Below are 19,505 nucleotides of genomic sequence, written 5' to 3'. Positions count from 1 at the left end.
CTGTCGCGGGCACGGTTCATGCGTGCCCGCACCGGCGCGGACGTCGGCAAAGGCTGGCGCCGCGCCTGGCGGAACACTGCGTCCGCAGGCTCCCGAAAAGTCTCACCGAAGCGTCCCGTAAGCGCTCACCCAAGCATCCCGTAAAAGCTCACCCAACGCTCCCGGAGAGGCTCACCGGCCCCTCCCGAACGTCCTCACCGACGCCTCCCGCAGACGCTCACCGCCCGTTCCCGGAAAGGCTCACCGGGGCTTCCCGCAAGGGCTCACCGGCCGTTCCCGGGAAGGCTCACCGAATGCTCCCGTATCGGCTCACCCAGCCGCTCCCGGAAAAGCTCACTCGCGGCTCCCGAAAAATCTCACCTTCGTGCTGTTTCCGATGCTGCGGGTGCGAATGCGGGTGTCAGCACGCCGCGATACGCCACCCGAATCGGCGAAATGCAAAGGCCGTCGACGCACGCAACTCGCCTGCCCGCCGCGGATGCAGTGACTCGACGCGAGCGCCTTTCCCCACTGGTCACGGAGCGTCGCATCGCTTCGCAGATTCGATCGGACACGCCGAATGGTCTGCATTGCGAACCATGAAGAATCCGCGCAACCGTGGCCGGGCGTCACGCCACATCATGCGTTCCGCGTCGACAGCGCGCGATACGGCCGCAGGTTCACGCGCCCTCGCCCATGCGACTACGATTGCAGCTTCATCCTGAACCCAACCACGCCGGGTTCCTCCGTCGTCGACACCGCGAAACCGCATGACTTCGCCAGCGAAATCATCGCGGTGTTCTCGCGCAGCGCCTCGCCGATCATCCATGCGGTGCCGCGCGATCGCGCGTAGTCGATGATGCGGGTCATCATCAGCCGCCCGAGCCCCTTGCCCTTCTGATCGGGCCGCACGGCAATCGCAAACTCCGCCGTCTCGTTGTCGGGATCGGCGACCGCGCGCGCCACCGCGAGCGTGTGCGACCGGCCCGACACGTCGGTAAACGACACGATGAAGGCCATCTCGCGGTCGTAGTCGATCTGCGTCATGCGCGCGACTTGCGAATGATCGAAGCTGCGCACCGCACCGAAGAACCGCATTCGCAGATCGTCCGGCGTCATCGCGCCGAGCAACTCGTTGTGCGCCTCCTCGTCTTCCGGACGGATCGGACGGATCGTCACGGTCTCGCCGCGCCATTCGAGCGTCTGCTCGAGATGACGCGGATACGGCATGATCGCGAGCCGGCTGCGCCCCGCCGCCAGCGTGAGGCGCGGCGCGATGACGTATACACGGTCGGACAACACGCGCAGCGTGATCGACATCGCGACGACTTCGCGCACGTCGCAAACGACCTGCGACAGCGCCGTCAACGCATCGAGCGTGGGCTCGACGGGCGCACGACGCGCGTAGGGCGAGCGCTCCATGACCGCACGGGCGAGCACCGTATTCAGCGGCGGCAGCCCGTACACGATGAACGGCGCAGATACGCCGTCCGCCGGCGGCACGGCATAGCGGAACACCGGACCGAAGTTCGAATCGTCGTACATGTCAACCGTGACATCGACGACTCGGGCGGCCGCCGACGCGTCGGCCGGCTCACCGTGCATCCCGAAGTGAGCGAGCCAGCGCAACGCTGCTTCGCCGGCCAGTTCATGCTCGCCGGCCTCGACCATCCGGCGGGCCTCGGCCTGTGCGGACGCGACGCACTCGACCGGCTGCAGCGGCGTGCCCTCCGGCGTCTGCATCAGCAACTGCCGGCCGAGGTTGTAGTCAACCAGCCGCGCGTATGCGCGCGCAAGCCGCTGCGGCGTGGTGTACACGGGGATCCCGTTCGCGTGCAGGGCGTCGCGCGTCGCCGCGTCAACTGCACCGAAGAAGCACGCGAGGATGCCGCGGTATGCGTATTGCCGCGATTCGATCAGCGTGCGCGCGACCGCATCGGCCGGCGCGCTGTGGGACGTCGAATGCACGACGAATAGCGTGCCCGTTTGCGGAAACGGCGCGAGCGCCTTGACGGCAGCGCCGAAATGCTCGGGACGCGCATCGTCGCCGAGCGTCAGCGGATTGCCGGGCCCGGCGAGATGCGGCAGCGCGGCCGCTACCGCCGACGTTGCCGCCGCCGGCCAGTCGGCCAGCACGTCGCGTACCTCCGCGACCGCATCGCCCGCAAGCTTCGCGACGCCCGCGTCGCTCGTCACGAGCGTCGCCGCGCCACGCGCGGTGACGCGACCGACGCCGAGCGTCTCGATCTCGTCGAGCAGATCGTCGAGGGCATCGACGCGCACCATCCCCGCACGCTGGAACGCCGCCGTGTAAAGCGCATCGCCGGGATCGGCGCGCCCGGTGCGCAGCGCGAGCACCGGCTTGTTGCGCGCCGCCGCGCGCGCTGCCGACATGAACTTGCGCGCGGCGCATACGGTGTCGAGCTCGAGCAGGATCGCGCGCGTGCCGGGATCGCTGGCGAGGTAGTCGAGAACATCGCCCGCATCGACGTCGGACTCGCTGCCCAGCGCGACGACGTGCGAAAAGCCGAGGCCTCGCGCATTGGCCCAGCCCAGTACCGCGTTCGTCAGCGCGTTCGATTGTGACACCCAGGCGACGCCGCCCGATCGCGCCGTATAGGCCGGCGCGCCGAAATGCGCATGCCGCGCGGGCGACAGCACGCCGAGACTGCCGGGCCCGACGATACGGAGCACGAACGGCTTCGCGGCCTTGAGCGTGCGATCGAGTGCCGCGCGATCGGCGTCGGTGCGCGCTTCGCCGACGATCACCGCGACGCGCGTGCCGAGCTCGCCGAGCTTGCGCGCGATGCCGGCCCACGTGGCAGGCGGCGTGCAGATCACGGCGACCGATGGCGGCGCGGGAAGGCGATCGACATCGGCCACGACCGCATGCCCGTTCAGTTCACTGTACTTCGGATTGACGGGCCACACGGGCCCGTCGAACGCACCGTCGAGCACGCGCGCCCACACCATCGCACCGATACTGCCGGCGCGCGACGATGCACCGACGACGGCAACGGACCTGGGCTGGAACAATGCATCGAGATGGCGGACGGTCACATCGGCTCCCTACGGTAACGAAAGACGATCCGACCGGCACACGGACCAGATAGCCACGTGCCGGCCGACGCGAACTCCAAGCATAGGCGAACCCGATGCGGCTGCCTATATGCCGAACGGCCGACTGTGCGACGCGCATCAATGACCGCAACATGAGCCGGTAACCGACGCCTTCGCACGATGCAACGGGCGAAGGCGACACGATGCGGTCATCCGGTCGCCACTTCAAAGGTGAGGATTTACAGGAGCCATGGTGAGCAAGTTCGGGAATAGCACGGCGCAGCGTGTAAATACGCGAGAGGTGACGGCAATCGGCCGTACGTCAGCACCGCCAAGATCGAGCATGCCAATGCGCGCATGCCGCGTCATTGCGGGGTTGTTTACCGGAATTCGCGGTGATATCCGGGCGATTCGCAGCGAATTCGCAAAAAGGTATCCGTTAATCGCGTGGCATTGCCGTTCAATTCGTGGCCTCGAATCGCATTGCCGCTGCCCAAAAACAAAACGGTGCGACGGCCGCATGGCCGTTCGCACCGTCAGTCAGCGCACGAAAGGTGAGGATTTTCGGGAGTCAGTCCTTGATCAGGAAACGCGCCCGGTTCTTGCCGAGCCACGCCGGCGCACGCCCGCGGCCGCTCCACGTTTCGCCCGTCTTCGGATTCAGGTACTTCGGCGGCAACGGACGCTTCGGCTTCGCGGCAGCGGCGGTGCCCATCGGAAGAAAACCGAGCTCCTCGGCCGTAATGTCGAATTCCTCGATTTTCGCCCGAATGGCGGCAATCGCATCGGTAATCGCCTTTTCGCGTTCCTTGTCGATCTTTTGCTGAAGTCTTTCGAGCTGCGCGGTCAGTTGCCTGTAGGTCGCCATATGGATGGGACTCCGTGAGTGTTATTCATGAAAAATAGCCGACTCCAAGCGAATAGAAAAGCGCTTCACCCGATCATGGTCTCCTCAGCCGGTCATGACGGGATCAATAACCGCTTTTCTTCTTGCATGCGAAGAGAAGATTTCGCACGGCGTCATCGGTCGATCGCTGGATGACATCGAATTCCCCATTGCAGAGGGCTCGGGCGTTGTCCGTGCAATTGCTCCAGTCACCGCCGGTGCACTGCACCTGCGTAGTGGGGCGTCCGTCCGAAGTGAACAGTGGCGCCCCGCCGCCGCACCCGCCGAGCCCCGCAACCAGGGCCAACAATCCGGCCCGACACCAATGCGTTCGAGGCCACCGACAGACCGCCGCAAGCATGTGTTTCATTGTTGTTTCCGTCAACCTATTTTTGAATGTCGCGAGTATGCCATGCACTGTCGCCCCGCGTTCAGTCGGGTGTCCGGTCGGGGCGTCCGCGCGTCTTGTACGGCACGGCACGGCGCGGATCGTCGGTGATGCGAACGAATACCTGCTCGACGTCGGGAAGCGCGCCGAGTTCACGCGCGAGCGCCTGCCGGTCGAATGCCGGATCGGCACACCCTTCGACGTAAATGAAGCGCCGCTGCACGGTGATCCACAGGCTCGTGCCGTGCAGACGATCGGTGCCCGCGAAATGCGCTTTGGCCGCCGCGGCGATCGGCGCGTCATACATATAGGAATTCGGTTTCGTGCAGCGATGGGCGAGCCAGCAGGTGGTCCCGCGCTCGACCCGGTAGTGCGCGTCGTCCTCCATCTCGGCGCGCGTCATCCACGGGCCGAGCGGCAGCGGGCATTCGGCGAAATCCCGCGACAGCACGACGAACGGATCGTTGTACCAGTTGCGCCGTGCCGCAGGTACATCCGCGTCACTCGATTGCGCGAACGAGGACGTCGTCACCAGTACGGCCAGCCATCCGACGATGCCGATTCGCTTCATCGTTGTCTCCTGTCGGGCACTTCACCGGTGCCGTTCCTCATGTCCGCGCGCATCCGCCGCCGCTGGCCACCGGTCGATTCCCAGCGCCGCCAGCTTCTTGTAAAGCGTCGCCCGACCGATGCCGATGCGCGCGGCCGCTTCCACCACCTTGCCGTCGCAAGCGGCCAGCGCATCGATCAGGAACTGGCGCTCCCACGCGGCCAATGCATCGGTATACGAAACGACCGGCGCACCAGGCCCAGCCGATGCGTCGCCGGCGTCCCGGCCGGCCGGCGACGGCGCAACCCGCGCGCCCGCCGGCACGCTGTCGGGCGCCACGCGCATCGGCCCGAGGAACGGTGCGAGCGCACGCGCGTCGATCACCGAGCGATCCGACAGCATCAGCGCACGCTCGAGCGTGTTGCGCAGCTCGCGTACATTGCCCGGCCACGGGTACGCGCACAGCACCCGGAGCGCATCGTCGGTCAGTTCGCAGTGCGCGGCGCGGCCGTGCTGCGCGGCCAGTTCTTCCAGCGTCGCGTAGACGAGCGCCGCGATGTCGGACGCGCGCTCGCGCAGCGGCGGCGCGTGAATCGTCAACACGTTGAGCCGGTAATAGAGATCCGCGCGAAAGCGGCCGGCCTCGACCAGCGCGGGCAGGTCGGCCGACGTCGCGGCGATGATCCGCACATCCGCGCGCACGATCCGGTTCGAGCCGAGCGGTTCGAATTCCTTGTCCTGCAACACGCGCAGCAGCTTGCCCTGCAGCGGCAGCGGCATGTCGCCGATCTCGTCGAGAAACAGCGTGCCGCGATCGGCCAGCTCGAACTTGCCGACGCGCCCCTTGCGGTCGGCACCGGTATACGCACCCGGCGCCGCGCCGAAGAATTCGGTTTCGAGCAGCGTGTCGGGAATCGCCGCGACGTTGACGGTCACGAGCGGCTGGAGCGCGCGCGCCGACGCCGCGTGGATCGCATGCGCGAGCAGTTCCTTGCCGGTGCCCGTCTCGCCGAGCAGCAGCACCGGCGAATCGACCTGCGCCGCGCGCCGCGCCTGCCGCTTGGTTTCGAGGCTCGCGGCGCTCGTGCCGACGAAGCTCGCGAACGTGTATTTCGCTCGGCGCGCCTGCGCGAGCGAACGCTGCGTCGCGATCAGCTGCTGCTGAAGCTGCGCGTAGCGGGAAAAGATCGGCGTGAGCGTCTTCAACTGGTCGAACAGCGCGAAGCCGATCGCGCCGACCGTCTCGCCCACCTCGTTCTTCAACGGCAGGCGCGTGACGACCAGCGGCTCGCGGCCCGTCTCCATGATGTCGAGCAGGATCGGCTGTCCGGTCGACACGACCTCGCGCATCAGGCTGTTCGGAATCACCGCCTCGCAGTCGAGGCCGACTGCCTGCTGCGGATCGGCGAACCCGAAACGCGCCGCATAACGCTCGTTCATCCACACGACGCGCGCGTCGCGATCGACGACCACCGTGCCCGCACTCGAATCCTCGAACGTACGAAACAGCGACTCGGCAGCGCGCCGCAGCACGTCGCCGTAATTGACGGGCAGGCGGGCCCAGTCGTTCATCATCGTGTCGTCGTCTCCGCATATGCTTGGCCGGATGTCTCCGGAAGGAGACGAATTATCTCATTTCGGAGACACGCCGGAATGCCTTGTCAGGGAAAGTCCTGGCCGATTCGACGGGTTGTCCGGACGGCCAAATCGTCTCCGGACGGAGACGATTTATGTAGAATCTTCAGACATTGGCCGGCGCGGGCCCGCCGGCCTGCGCCGGACCCATGTCCGGCGGCGCAATCCGGCCGATGGCACGAAACCTGCACGAACCCGTCCCGGTCCGCGGCGCGTCCCGCGATCGAACAACAACCAAAGCCATTCCAAGCAATTAGGAGACTCCCTTGTCTTTCGTGATCGTCCTCGCCGCGCTGGCGTTTCTAATGTTCGCCGCGTATCGCGGCTACAGCGTGATCCTGTTCGCGCCGATCGCCGCGCTCGGCGCGGTCCTGCTGACCGACCCCGCCGCCGTCGCACCGGTCTTCTCCGGCATCTTCATGGAGAAGATGGTCGGCTTCGTCAAACTCTATTTCCCGGTGTTCATGCTCGGTGCCGTGTTCGGCAAGGTGATCGAACTGTCCGGGTTCTCCGAGTCGATCGTCCATGCGGCGATCCGCTACATCGGCCGCTCGCGTGCGAATGCGGTGATCGTCGCGGTGTGCGCGCTGCTCACCTATGGCGGCGTGTCGCTCTTCGTGGTGGTGTTCGCGGTGTATCCGTTCGCGGCCGAACTCTATCGCCAGAGCAACATTCCGAAACGGCTGATGCCTGGCGCGATCGCGCTCGGCGCGTTCTCGTTCACGATGGACTCGCTGCCCGGCACGCCGCAGATCCAGAACATCATCCCGACCACGTTCTTCAAGACGACTGCCTGGGCCGCGCCCGTGCTCGGCACGATCGGCTCGCTGTTCATCGTCGTCGTCGGCCTCACGTACCTGGAATGGCGCCGCCGTTCGGCGATGGCGAAGGGCGAAGGCTACGGCACGTCGCTCGTCAACGAACCGGAACGCGTCGAAGCGAAGTCCCTCCCGCATCCGGCGCTGGCGATCCTGCCGCTGATCCTCGTCGGCGTGTCAAACTTCGCGTTCACGAAGCTGATCCCGCAGTGGTACGGCGCCGCGTCGTACACGGTCGCGCCGGACGTGCTGCCCGGCGTGCACGCGCCGGTCACGACGTCGATCAAGACCGTCGTCGCGATCTGGTCGGTCGAGGCCGCGCTGCTGCTCGGCATCGTGCTGGTCATCCTGACCGCGTTCAAACGCGTGAGCGGCCGCTTCGCGGACGGCTCGAAGGCCGCCGTCGCCGGCGCACTGCTCGCCGCGATGAACACCGCGTCGGAATACGGTTTCGGCGGCGTGATCGCCGCGCTGCCGGGCTTCCTCGTCGTCAGCGATGCGCTGAAGAGCATTCCGAACCCGCTCGTGAACGCGGCCGTATCGGTCAGCTCGCTCGCCGGCATTACCGGTTCGGCGTCGGGCGGCATGAGCATCGCGCTCGCCGCGATGTCGGACCTGTTCATCAAGGGCGCGCAGGCGGCCAACATTCCGCTGGACGTGCTGCACCGGGTCGTCGCGATGGCCAGCGGCGGCATGGACACGCTGCCGCACAACGGCGCGGTCATCACGCTGCTCGCGGTCACGGGCCTCACGCACCGCCAGTCGTATCGCGACATCTTCGCGGTCACCATCATCAAGACGCTTGCGGTGTTCTTCGTGATCGCCGTGTACTACACGACGGGCCTCGTGTAACGCTGTGCATCGGGCGGCGTTCCGCACGCCGCCCCACCTCGGTCGGCCGCATCGACGCGGCCGACGCTCAGCACCCGCCACGCGCCACCATCCGGCACCGCCCTTCCCACTCCCATTGTTACCAGCAGCAGAACACTGCGTTGGGAGCGATCGCATTTTTCCCGCGCGTGGCCGGGCCTACACTGTTTTCAACCGCAGCCGCTTCGTCGAACGAAGGCCGGCCGCCCAGTCGGAAACATGGAGGTCTCGATCATGAAGCGCCTGATTCATGCAGTTGCCATCGCCCTGGCCGTATCCGCCCCGCTCGCCGCGCACGCGCAGTCGAACCCGCCGCTCACGCGCGCGCAGGTCCACGCCGAAGTGAAAGCGCTCAAGCAAGCCGGCTTCCAGCCGAGCGACTGGTTCTATCCGGCCAGCATCGTTTCCGCCGAAGCGAAGATCGCCCGCGAGCAGAGTGCCGGGTATGGCAGCGATCGCGGCGCGTCGTCGGAGTCGAGCCAGTAATCGCGGCCTCCGCTCCCCCAGCCCGCCCGACCGTACCCGTTTCCGCCGTTACGCCTTCACCGGTTGAATCAATTTCGCGCATGCCGCTGCCTGCGGATCACCCGCCGGCAGCTTCGCGCATACCCCGTCGAACTGCTTCACGACCGACCTGACCGACGCCTCGTGCGCGCCGCCGCCGCCGCGCCAGCGGTTCAGTTGCGTGACGACCTTGGTCAGCGCGCGCAGGTTCGCCCCATAAAACGCATCCCTGGTCTTCCCGGCCTGCGCGAGCACGCTCGCGGCGATCGCCTCGATCCGCGCCGAATCGTCCGGCGCCAGCGCGACCGCATTCGCGAAGTAGGTCGCACCCCAGCGCAGTTTCGTCGCCGGTCCGCTCGCCGCGTCGTACGCCTTCCGGTACCAGTCGAGCGCCGCGGCCTTGTCGCCGCGCGCCTTCGCATTCGCGGCCAGTCCGGACATGAAGTAGTACGGCGTCGCCGAACGCGCCAACTCGGCCTTCAGCAAGACATCGGATTCGTCGTACAGCCCTGCGTCGGTCAGCGTGTCCGCCGCTTCGCTGACGAGCGCCTGCCGCTCGTACGGATTCGCGGCGCCCTGCACCGATGCCGCGATCTGCTTGCGTGCGGCATCGACCAGCGCCGGCGCGGCGAGCGGCGCGCCGTCGTGCGCGTCGCCACGCGCGAGCAGCACGCGGCCGTGCAGCGCCATCAGGCGGTCGATCGACGACAGTGTCGTGTCGGTCGACAGCCGCGCGAGCGCCGCGTCGTACGCGCCGCGCAGCTTCGCGCGCTGCGCGGCATCGCCGCCGAGGTAGGCAACCACGCGCGCGGGCGCCGCGACGAGCACATCCGAATCGGCCCGCGCCAGCGCCGGCTCGCGCAGCACCGCGCGGAGCGCATCGGCGAGCGCGGCCTTGTCGAGCGCGCCAGCCTGCGCGGGATCGTCCGAGGCCGCGACCACCGCCGACTTCAGCGCGAACCGCGCGGCGTCCGCCTTCGCGCCGGCTGCCCGCGCACGCTGCGACAGCGTCTGCAGCGTCACCGCGACCCGATCGGGCGGCACCGGCAGCGCGCCGTCGGTGTCCCATGAATAGTCGGCGAGCAGATGCCATTCGTCCGGCGTCAGCGACGCGCCGTTGTTCAGCGCGGTCGCGAGCGTCTGCCGCACCGGGTGCGTGGCCGTCATCCCGAGCGACAGCGCCTGCATGTAGCGATCGAGATCGGCTTCGCCCGGCAGCCGCGTCACTTCGGTGCCGTCCGGGCGGAACAGGATCATCGTCGGATAGCCGTGCACCTTGAAGCGCTCGCCGAGCTTCTGCGCGCTCTCGGTATCACCGTCCAGATACACCGGCACGAAGAACGACGAGCGGGTCTTGAACGCCTGCTGGCTGAAGATCGTCGACTTCACCTGGTTGCACGACGGGCACCACACCGCGCCCCAGTACAGCAGCAGCGGCTTGCCGGTGCGCTTCGCCAGCGCGAACGCGGCATCGACGTCGCCCTGCTGCCACGCGATACCGGGCGGCAGATGCGCGCCGTCGCCCGAAGGACTCGACACGGCAGCGCCCTGCGGCGCGGGGGTGGCGAACGCCGCACCCGCGGCGGCGAACAGGCAGGCGGCAGTCAGGTTCCGGAGAACGGTTTTCATCGAGGCGGGTTCCGTTGAAAGAGACGGTTGCGGGAAGCGGCGTCGCGCGACGGTCGGAGCCGGCATGTCAGCGACGGCCGGCCCATGCGTGCGAAGCGGCAAGGCGAAAACACGGCGAAACGAAGAAACAACGAAGGGCGTCGACGGATGGCGCCGCGCATGCCGGAACCGGCCGTGCGCGTCGTGCGGGCATCGACGCAGAAAGCCGCGACCGGCAAATCGCTCGACGATACGATTCACGCGGCCGGTTGAAAAGGAACGAATTCTCGAATGGATATGACGTGCGGCATCGCCGACGTGCGCTCATGCGCCGTGAGCGCAACGACGCATCGCGCTGCATGCAGCCTTCCATTACTGCCGCCCCTTGATCCGCGCCATCTGATACACCGACGCATACGCGCCGTCGCGCAGCGCATAGTCCGGCGCCTCTCCCTCGATCCGGAAACCGTGCTTTTCATACAGCGCGATGGCCGCCGGGTTGTCGACGAATACGGTCAATTCAAGGCGCGTGACGTTCAGCCAGTTTTCGGCGAGTTCGATGGCGGCGGCCAGGAGCCGGCCGCCGATGCCGCGACCATGATGCGACGCATCGACCATCATCCCGAGCGACGCCGCATGACGCCGGCGCGGGTTCTGCTCCGGATGCAGCGCGAGATGGCCGACCACCGCGCCGTCGAGCTCGGCGACGAGGCTCACGCCCTGTTCGTGCAGGCGTTCGAGTCGCTGCTGCCATTTCTCGTGCGACGGAAACGGTTGCTGGAGCGTGTTCATGTACACCGCGGGATGCGCGACGATTTGCCGGATCGCGTCGACGTCGTGCGTCTCGCTGTGCCGGATCGTGATATCGGTCATGACTGGGTAGAGTCGAAAGTATCGGGCCGGGGCACGTTGCCGCGCGAACGCAACAACGCATCGAGCTTATCCGATTTCACACGAATGAAACATGGTCACAGCGCAACGTGATTCCGTTGCACGCACAACCACCACGCATCACACCGGCTTCACGTAATCGGTAATTTATGACCACCCCTGCCACGGAAATCGGTAATTTCCGACCACTCCGGCATCTTCGCGGCGCGTCGCCGATTAGTTGCGCTCGCAACGTCACCGCCACCGGCACCGCACGTCATCGCGTGTCATTTCCGCATCACGTCGACGTCATCTGCGCTCCCTAGACTGGGCGCCGCCCCGCCCGGCACGCGCCGGGCACGCGTGGGCCGACATCCTGCCCCGCGCATCACGAGCGTGCGGCACGCAGAAGCGCGACAACGGCCGACGCGCCGAAACGCACACGCATCGCCGACCGTCCCAGGGGGACGATGCACGGGTGAAACCAGACGAAGTCACGAACGCTCCCATCATCACAGGATCAGAACGCCATGACGTCACGCCGCAAATTCCTTCAGCAAACCGCGACTTCCGGCCTCGCCGCCGCCGCGCTGTCCGCGTTTCCGCCGAGCATCCGCCGCGCGCTCGCGATTCCCGCGTTTCACGAAACGGGGACCATCAAGGACGTGAAGCACGTCGTGCTGCTGATGATGGAAAACCGCGGGTTCGACGGCTACTTCGGCACCTTCAAGGGCGTGCGCGGTTACGGCGATCGCTTCGCGGTGCCGTCGCCGAACGGCCGCGACGTATTCCACCAGACCTACACGAAAGCGACGCCCGCGACGACCATCACGCCGTACCACCTCGACGCGAGCCAGGGCAACGCGCAGCGCGCGGGCGGCACGCCGCATACGTGGGCCGACGCGCAGGCCGCGTGGGACCATGGCCGGATGAACCGCTGGCCCGACGCGAAGACGCCGCTGTCGATGGGCTATTACGACGCGGCCGAAGTGCCGTTCCAGCGCGCGCTCGCCGACGCGTTCACGCTGTGCGACCACTACCACTGCGGGATGCACACGGGCACGATCGCGAACCGGCTGTTCTACTGGAGCGGCACCAACGGCCCGAACGGCATCAGCCCGGCCGACGGCAGCCGCGTGAAGCTCGCCGCGCTGAACAACCAGTTCAACGGTGGCAACGACATCGGCCCGTCGAGCCAGGGCTGGACGTGGACGACCTACGCGGACCGGCTGCAGCAGGCCGGCGTGAACTGGAAGGTCTACCAGAGCCTGATCGACAACTTCGGCTGCAACGAGATGATGAGCTTTCGCCACTGGCGCGCGGCCATCGAGCAGATGCCGGCCGCACGCCGGCCGGCGTATGTCGCGTCGACAGATATCACGCAGCCGGTGACGGCGGCCGGCGCGTTCTACGATCCGGCGATCGACGATCCGTTGAGCCCGCTCGCGAAGGGTTTCGGCAACACGATGCCGTACGGCTTCCTCGAAACGTTCCGTGACGACATCCGCAACGGCACGCTGCCCGAGGTGTCGTGGATCATCCCGCCGTCCGTGTACAGCGAACATCCGGGGCCGTCGAGCCCCGCGCAGGGCGCGTGGTACGTGCAGGCGGTGCTCGACGCGCTGACCGCGAACCCGGACGTGTGGAGCAAGACCGTGCTGCTGATCAACTACGACGAGAACGACGGCTTCTTCGACCACATGCCGTCGCCGGCCGTGCCGTCGCGCAACGCGGACGGCTCGCTCGCGGGCGGCCATACGCTCGCGGCTGCCGACGTCGCCGTCGAGTATCACGACTTCGCGCCGGCCACGTCGAGCCAGCCCGCGGCCGACGGCCGTCCGTACGGTCCTGGCCCGCGCGTGCCGATGTGGGTCGTGTCGCCGTGGAGCCGCGGCGGCTGGGTCAACTCGCAGGTGTTCGACCATACGTCGACGCTGCTTTTCCTCGAGAAGCGCTTCGGCGTGGTCGAGCCGCAGATCGGCGCGTATCGTCGCGCGGTGTGCGGCGACCTGACGAGCGCGTTCAACTTCCGCGCGCCGAACAACGAACCGCTGCCGACGCTCGCGGGCCGCACGACGAAAAGCCAGGTCGACGCACTGAGCGCCGCGCAACAGGCCGCGCCGAAGATCACGCCGCCGGCCACGCCGTCGCTGCCCGCGCAGGCCACCGGCGTGCGCCCGTCGCGTGCGCTGCCGTACGAGCTGCATGCGAGCGCGCAGGTCGATGCCGGCAAGGGCACCGTCACGCTGAAGTTCGCGAACACCGGTCGCGCGGCGGCGGTGTTCCACGTCTACGACAAACTGCACCTCGACCGCGTGCCGCGCCGCTACATCGTCGAGCCGGGCAAGGCGCTGCGCGGCGACTGGGCCGCGCTGGCGGACGACAGCGGCAAATATGACCTGTGGGTGCTCGGCCCGAACGGCTATCACCGCCGCTTCACCGGCGACCTGGCCCGGCTGGCCGGCGGGCGGGCACCGCACCCGGAGATCCGGGTCGGCTATGCGGGCGCGAGCGGCAACCTGCATCTGCGGCTGCGCAACGACGGCGGCAGCCCCGTGCGCTTCACGGTGAAGTCGAACGAGGTGTACGGCGCACTGTCCGGTCGCGGCACGAACGACGATCGCGGCCACGGCAACGAGGACGGCAATAGCCAGGGTCACGGGCACGGCAACGACACCGGTACGACGTGGACCGTCACGGTGCGCGCCGGCGGCCAGTCGGAACTGCACTGGAAGCTCGACTCGACCGGCCACTGGTACGACTTCGTCGTCACCGCCGACAGCGACGCGAGCTTCTCGCGCCGCGTGGCCGGCCGCGTCGAAACGGGCCGCCACTCGGTCAGCGACCCGGCGATGGGGCTCGCCGACCGCTTCTGACGGCACCCGCGCCCGCCCGGCCCGATCACTGGCCGGGCGGCGGTCGCGGCATGGCCCGATCCGGCTGAAACGCCCGCCCGGCGCGGCTCAAACATCAGAAGGATCGGTGGTACAGCCCTCTTTTCGGGGCCACCGAAAATGCTCCGTGTTGCGGCCCGTTCGCGTTAAACTTCGTCAAGCTGCATTCAACAACGACATCTTCGCCAATCTGGCACACACGACACGAGGATAGGTTCGATGCGCACTACCGGCTCATCCGGGGCAATGACCCTGCTCACCGAACACGACCCGGCCGACGGCCGCGAATTGCGCTCGCTCCGGCTCGAATCGACCGGCGACGGCAAGAGCGTGCTGCTGATCGAGATCGACGAACGCAAGCCCGGCATTCACCGCGAGGTCCGCTACGAGATCACGCCGGCCGAACTGATCGCGGCGATCCGCTCGCACGGCGCCGAGCTGCCCGGCGAAAACCACGGCGCCGCATCGCTCGCCCGCACCCCTTCCTGAAGTCGAACGGTGAGCCGCGCGCAACGCCTCGGCTCACCGTTCTGCCCGCATCCCCCTGCCGCCGTCAGGCGCTTTCCGTCATTCCCCGACGCACGGTTGAAAATGGCCGATAATCGGCCCATCTGTGTGGTCTCCTCACGCGCTTCCTTTTCGGCCAGCCGTCATGCTCCGTGACCTCGTCGCCCAATACGGGCCGCTTCTCGTCTTCGCCAACGTACTTGCGGCGGCCATCGGCCTGCCCGTGCCGGCGATGCCGACGCTCGTGCTGTTCGGCGCGATGGCCGCGATGCATCCGGCGATGATCGGCTCGCAGCTCGTGACGGTGCTGGCGCTGTCGGTGCTCGGCGCGCTGATCGGCGACACCGTGTGGTACGTCGCCGGGCGGCGCTACGGCGGCACGACGCTGAAGACGATCTGCCGGCTGTCGCTGTCGCGCGATACCTGCGTGAAGAAGACCGAACGTTTCTTCGGCCGCTACGGCGTGCGCGTGCTCGCGGTCGCCCGCTTCATTCCGGGGCTGTCGCTCGTGTCGGTGCCGATGGCCGGCGCGCTCGGCACGCGCTATCGCACGTTCGCCGGCTACGATGCGCTCGGCGCCGCGCTGTGGACGATCGTCGGGCTCGTCTCGGGGGTCGTGTTCTATCGGCAGATCGACTGGCTGTTCGCCGGCGCGAGCCGGCTCGGCCGCGCGGTACTGCTGGTGATCGTCGCGCTGCTGGCGATCTATGCGGCCGTGCGCTGGATGCGCCGCCGCGCGCTGATCCGCCAGCTCGCGACCGCGCGCATCGGCGTCGACGAACTCGATCGCCTGCTGGCCGATGCGTCGGCGCCCGTGGTGCTCGACGTGCGTTCGCCCGAGCATCGCAAGCTCGACCCGTTCACGATTCCCGGCGCGCAGTTCGCGGACGAGCGGCGCATCGCCGACATCGTCGCGCGCTATCCGCTCACGCAGAAGTTCGTCGTGTATTGCTCGTGCCCGAACGAAGTGACGGCCGCGCTGATGGCCAAGCGCCTGCTCGACGCGGGCTTCACCGATGCGCTGCCGCTGCGCGGCGGCCTCGATGCCTGGCGCGACACCGGCCGCCAGCTCACGTCGCTGGTGGAAGAGATCCCCGCCGCGAACGATCCGGTGGCGGGCCTGCACAAGCCGGCCTGATCGAACTGACGGCAGGCCGGCCGCGCAAGACGGGAAATACTGCGGGGGACGTTGCATCCCCCTTCGATCAGAACGCGTGCAACGGCAGGTTCACGACCAGGCGATACTCGCGGTTCGTCGCGTCCGAAGAGTGCATGGAACCGTTGTGCCACATCGCGATGAACGTGACCTTCGTGTCCTTCAGCTTGCCGCTCTGGAACGTGTACGACGGGATGAAGCCGAACTCGTGGTGACGGCCCTGCACCGGCGCGCCGTTGCTCCAGTAGATGCTCGACTTGCTCGGATCGTTCGCCGCACCCGCGCTGCCGTCCGCACCCCAGCCCGTCACGCCCCACACCATCGCCTTGAAGCCCGGCAGGCCCGCTTCCTTGCCGTAGAACGTGTAACGCAGCTGCAGCGACTTTTCGTGCGGCGCGTTGTAGTCGACGTCCATCGAGTTGGTCAGGAAGATGCCGTTGGTTTCGTTCAGGTAGTCGAAGAACTGGTCGCCGAGCACCTGCTGGAAGCCGAGCAGCAGCTCGTGCGGACCGTGCTGCGCGGCCAGCGACAGGCTGTATGCGTTGTTGTCGATCTTGCCCTGCAGCGCGTCGCCGGTGTCGTGCGTCGAGTAGACGTTGCCGAAGCCCGTCCACTTGATCGTCTGCGTGCTGCCGATGCTGTGCTTCACCGACGCGTAGTACTGGTGCCACACGTCGTCGGCCTGGTTCGCGTACAGCGCGACTTCGCCGTTCGGCGAGTAGTCCCACGTGCCGCCGACATACGTCAGGCGGTTGATACGCGTGCCGCCGTATTGCGTCGTCAGGTTCGTGAGCGTCGTGTGGCCGCGCGCGTCGGTCTTCGTGAAGCTGCCGGCCTCGAGCATCACGTTCTTGAATTCGTTGCTGACGATCGTCGCGCCGAGGAACGTCGGCGGCAGCGCGCGGTTGTCGTGCTGCTCCATGAACGGGTTGTCGACGGCCTGCAGACCGTACTTGACCACCGTGTTCGAGATGCGCGCCTTGATGTCGTAGATGCCCGGGTAGGCCCACGCGAGCTGGTTGCCGCCACCGCCGCCCTTCGCGATGTGCACCATGCTGCCGGCGCCCTGGCCGCCGTCGAGCTTCAGCGCCGCATACAGCGACGCGTCGAAGCCGATCCCGATCAAGCCCGTCGTAAAGCCCGACTCGAAGTTCGCCATCGCGCCCTGGACCCACGCGTGGCGATGCGGTCCGCCCTTGCTGTCGAGCACGTCCGCATAGTTGCGGAACAGGAAGTCGAGATGGCTGTCGGCAATGAAGCCCTTCGACTTCGACTGGGCCGACGGCTCGTCGGGCGGCGTGACGGCCTGGGTCGCTTCGGCGTTGATAATGGCGTTCGGGGTCGTTGCCTGCGCAACGGTCGTGCTCGCGCCGGCGGACGGCGCAGCCTGCGCAACCGTCAGCGGTGCGGGGGCCGCGTCGTCGGCGTGCGCGACGCCGGTCAGCGACACGCCCGCGAGCGCCGGCAAGCCCCATGCAAGCAGCATCTTCGATGCCGTCCCGATCGTCTTTTGCTTTTTCATCGTCATTCTCGTCTTGTGTTGATGTCGTCCACGCCGGTTGCGATCCGCTTCCAGCCCCCCGGCGAGCCCGGTTAAGGACGCGCCTTTACCCGCGGCGCGAAGGTTGTTCGCGCCGCACCCTACCCCTGTTGACCTGCCTGGTTATATTTGCTGCGTCACTTCACGCCGCCGCGCCCGCCCGGATGCACGCGACACGCGCCGCCGAGCCCTGCCGCACTTCCGGCAGCGGCACGTCCTGCGCGCACGCGTCGATCGCGACCGGGCAGCGCGTGCGAAACGCACAGCCGGACGGCGGGTTGAGCGGCGACGGCATCTCGCCCGCCAGCAGCATCGGACGGCGAGCACGCTCGCGCGCCGGCTCCGGCGTCGGCGCCGCATCGAGCAGCGCCTTCGTGTACGGGTGCTGCGGCACGCCATACACGTCATGCCGCGTGCCGAACTCCATCACGCGGCCGAGATACATCACGAGCACGCGCTGGCTGATGGCCTTCACCACCGCCAGATCGTGCGCGACGAACAGATAGGACAACGACAGGTCGCGCTGCAGATCGCGCAGCAGGTTCACGATCTGCGCCTGGATCGACACGTCGAGCGCCGAGACGGGTTCGTCGCAGATCACGAGCTTCGGCTCGCTGATCAGCGCACGCGCGATCCCGACGCGCTGGCACTGCCCGCCGGAAAATTCGTGGGGATAGCGCAGCAAGTGATGCGCATTCAGGCCGACACGCTCGAGCATCGTGATCACGCGGCGGCGCACTTCGGTGCGGCCGAGGCCCGCGTGGTGCGTGACGAGCGGCTCCGCGACGATCTGTTCGATCGTCATGCGCGGATCGAGCGACGCGAGCGGATCCTGGAAGATCATCTGGACTTCGCGGCGCATCGCGGTGCCGCGCAGGTGATCCGGCGCGACGGCATCGCCGCGCCAGCTAACCGTGCCGGCCGTCATCGGCACGAGGCCGATCAGCGCGCGCGCGAGCGTCGACTTCCCGCAGCCCGACTCGCCGACGAGCCCGACCGTCTCGCCGCGCTTCACGTCGAACGACACGCCGTCGACCGCGCGCAACGTGCCCTTCGGCGACCACGGATAGCCGCCGAGCGGCACGCGGAAATGCACCTTCAGATCCTCGACGGACAGCAGCGTGTCGCCCGTCGCGCCGGCATTGCGGCGTGCTTCGACGCTCATCGCAGACCTCCCGTCAGATCGGCCAGCGGCCGGTGGCATGCGCGCACCGCGCCCACCGCGCCATAGGTTTCGAGCACGGGGCGCGCTGCACCGCAGCGCTCCTCCGCATACGTGCAGCGTTTCGCGAACGCGCAGCCGGCCGGCGCGGTGCCGGGCATCGGCGGATTGCCGGGAATCGCGACGAGCGGCGCATCGTCCGCGTCGGTCAGGCGCGGCAGCGCGTTGAGCAGGCCGATCGTGTACGGATGCGACGGCGCCGCGAAGATCGAATCGGCCGGCGCGTATTCGACGGTGCGGCCCGCATACATGACCATCACGTCGTCCGCGAGGCCCGCGACCACGCCCATGTCGTGCGTGATCAGCACGATCGCGGTGCCGCGCTCGCGATTCAGCTCGCGCAGCAGGTCGATGATCTGTGCCTGCACGGTCACGTCGAGCGCGGTGGTCGGCTCGTCGGCGATCAGGATTTCCGGCTCGGACAGCAGCGCCATCGCGATCATCACGCGCTGCCGCATGCCGCCGGAGAACTCGTGCGGATACATGCGGATGCGGCGTGCCGCATCGGGAATGCGCACCGACTCGAGCGCCTCGATCGCGCGCCGGGTCGCGTCCTTGCGCGACAGCTTGCGATGCAGCTGCAACGTCTCGGTCATCTGCCGCTCGATCGTCAGGAACGGATTGAGCGACGTCATCGGATCCTGGAAGATCATCGCGATCCGGTCGCCGCGCACCGCGTTCAGCGCGCGCGTATCCATCTCGAGCAGGTTGTCGCCGCGATAGCGGGCCGTGCCCGTCGTCGCGCCGTTGCCGGCCAGCAGGCCGAGCAGCGCCATCACGGTCTGGCTCTTGCCCGAGCCCGATTCGCCGACGATGCCGAGCGTCTTGCCGGCCTCGAGCGAGAACGACACGCCGCTCACGGCGTCGATCGGCGGTGCATCCTTGCGCGTGAAGCGCACGCCGAGGTTGTCGACTTCAAGTAGTGCTGTCATGCCAGCCTCCGCCGGGCCGCCCCAAGGAGGCTGGCCGCCCCCTCGGGGGGAGCCGTGCATGGGACCGGAGTAAGCGCTGAAGCGCT

The 19,505-nt window shown here is 67.6% G+C and carries 15 protein-coding genes; 5 read left to right on the top strand and 10 right to left on the bottom strand.

The window, feature by feature from the left end:
* Positions 1-681: 681 nt before the first annotated feature.
* The 5 genes from ACVK00_RS05970 to ACVK00_RS05950 form a co-directional block, all read right to left on the bottom strand.
* On the bottom strand, positions 682-3,039 hold the full coding sequence (locus tag ACVK00_RS05970; RefSeq protein WP_354123229.1) for a GNAT family N-acetyltransferase: 2,358 nt from the start codon (positions 3,037-3,039) through the stop codon (positions 682-684).
* A gap of 571 nt (positions 3,040-3,610) precedes the next feature.
* Positions 3,611-3,907, bottom strand: a complete 297-nt coding sequence (locus tag ACVK00_RS05965; protein ID WP_166725803.1) for an H-NS histone family protein — start codon at positions 3,905-3,907, stop codon at positions 3,611-3,613.
* Positions 3,908-4,010: 103 nt separating this feature from the next.
* Positions 4,011-4,295 (bottom strand): hypothetical protein, encoded by a 285-nt coding sequence (locus ACVK00_RS05960; protein WP_012367057.1) that lies wholly within the window; start codon positions 4,293-4,295, stop codon positions 4,011-4,013.
* Positions 4,296-4,356: 61 nt separating this feature from the next.
* Positions 4,357-4,884: a BON domain-containing protein gene (locus tag ACVK00_RS05955; RefSeq protein WP_284893389.1), complete on the bottom strand. Its 528-nt coding sequence runs from the start codon at positions 4,882-4,884 to the stop codon at positions 4,357-4,359.
* A 21-nt stretch (positions 4,885-4,905) separates the two neighbouring features.
* Positions 4,906-6,438 carry a sigma-54 interaction domain-containing protein gene (locus ACVK00_RS05950; RefSeq protein WP_284893386.1) on the bottom strand — a complete coding sequence of 511 codons (1,533 nt, stop codon included), beginning with the start codon at positions 6,436-6,438 and terminating at the stop codon, positions 4,906-4,908.
* Positions 6,439-6,764: 326 nt separating this feature from the next.
* On the opposite strand from ACVK00_RS05950, the gene ACVK00_RS05945 reads away from it, so the two are divergent.
* Complete coding sequence (locus ACVK00_RS05945) at positions 6,765-8,168, top strand: GntP family permease (protein ID WP_011659798.1); 1,404 nt, start codon at positions 6,765-6,767, stop codon at positions 8,166-8,168.
* Positions 8,169-8,420: 252 nt separating this feature from the next.
* The gene (locus ACVK00_RS05940) at positions 8,421-8,672 is read left to right on the top strand and encodes a DUF4148 domain-containing protein (RefSeq protein WP_006760818.1); all 252 of its coding nucleotides are present in this window, start codon (positions 8,421-8,423) and stop codon (positions 8,670-8,672) included.
* Positions 8,673-8,720: 48 nt separating this feature from the next.
* Here the strand turns inward: ACVK00_RS05940 and ACVK00_RS05935 are convergent, their stop codons facing one another.
* Both ACVK00_RS05935 and ACVK00_RS05930 read right to left on the bottom strand, forming a co-directional pair.
* The gene (locus ACVK00_RS05935) at positions 8,721-10,319 is read right to left on the bottom strand and encodes a thioredoxin family protein (protein WP_284893379.1); all 1,599 of its coding nucleotides are present in this window, start codon (positions 10,317-10,319) and stop codon (positions 8,721-8,723) included.
* 351 nt (positions 10,320-10,670) lie between these two features.
* The gene (locus ACVK00_RS05930; RefSeq protein WP_105784677.1) at positions 10,671-11,171 is read right to left on the bottom strand and encodes a GNAT family N-acetyltransferase; all 501 of its coding nucleotides are present in this window, start codon (positions 11,169-11,171) and stop codon (positions 10,671-10,673) included.
* Positions 11,172-11,698: 527 nt separating this feature from the next.
* Here ACVK00_RS05930 and ACVK00_RS05925 point away from each other — a divergent pair.
* From ACVK00_RS05925 to ACVK00_RS05915, 3 genes are all read left to right on the top strand, one after another.
* Positions 11,699-14,044: a phosphocholine-specific phospholipase C gene (locus tag ACVK00_RS05925; protein WP_284893372.1), complete on the top strand. Its 2,346-nt coding sequence runs from the start codon at positions 11,699-11,701 to the stop codon at positions 14,042-14,044.
* A gap of 237 nt (positions 14,045-14,281) precedes the next feature.
* Complete coding sequence (locus ACVK00_RS05920) at positions 14,282-14,551, top strand: hypothetical protein (protein ID WP_040138862.1); 270 nt, start codon at positions 14,282-14,284, stop codon at positions 14,549-14,551.
* A gap of 163 nt (positions 14,552-14,714) precedes the next feature.
* Positions 14,715-15,707 carry a DedA family protein/thiosulfate sulfurtransferase GlpE gene (locus ACVK00_RS05915; protein WP_228908602.1) on the top strand — a complete coding sequence of 331 codons (993 nt, stop codon included), beginning with the start codon at positions 14,715-14,717 and terminating at the stop codon, positions 15,705-15,707.
* A gap of 67 nt (positions 15,708-15,774) precedes the next feature.
* On the opposite strand, the gene ACVK00_RS05910 is transcribed toward ACVK00_RS05915, so the two are convergent.
* From ACVK00_RS05910 to ACVK00_RS05900, 3 genes are all read right to left on the bottom strand, one after another.
* Positions 15,775-17,247: an OprD family outer membrane porin gene (locus tag ACVK00_RS05910; RefSeq protein ID WP_166725267.1), complete on the bottom strand. Its 1,473-nt coding sequence runs from the start codon at positions 17,245-17,247 to the stop codon at positions 15,775-15,777.
* Between the two features lie 160 nt (positions 17,248-17,407).
* A complete protein-coding gene (locus ACVK00_RS05905; protein ID WP_284893345.1) occupies positions 17,408-18,430 on the bottom strand; it encodes an ABC transporter ATP-binding protein in 1,023 nt (340 codons plus the stop codon).
* Positions 18,427-19,419 (bottom strand): ABC transporter ATP-binding protein, encoded by a 993-nt coding sequence (locus tag ACVK00_RS05900; RefSeq protein WP_228908604.1) that lies wholly within the window; start codon positions 19,417-19,419, stop codon positions 18,427-18,429. The genes ACVK00_RS05905 and ACVK00_RS05900 overlap by 4 nt, the downstream gene beginning before the upstream one ends.
* Between the last annotated feature and the right edge of the window lie 86 nt (positions 19,420-19,505).

The sequence above is a fragment of the Burkholderia sp. PvR073 genome (assembly GCF_054055695.1).
The sequence above is the reverse complement of the archived record's forward strand: the minus strand, read 5'-3'. Positions and strand labels throughout refer to the sequence as shown.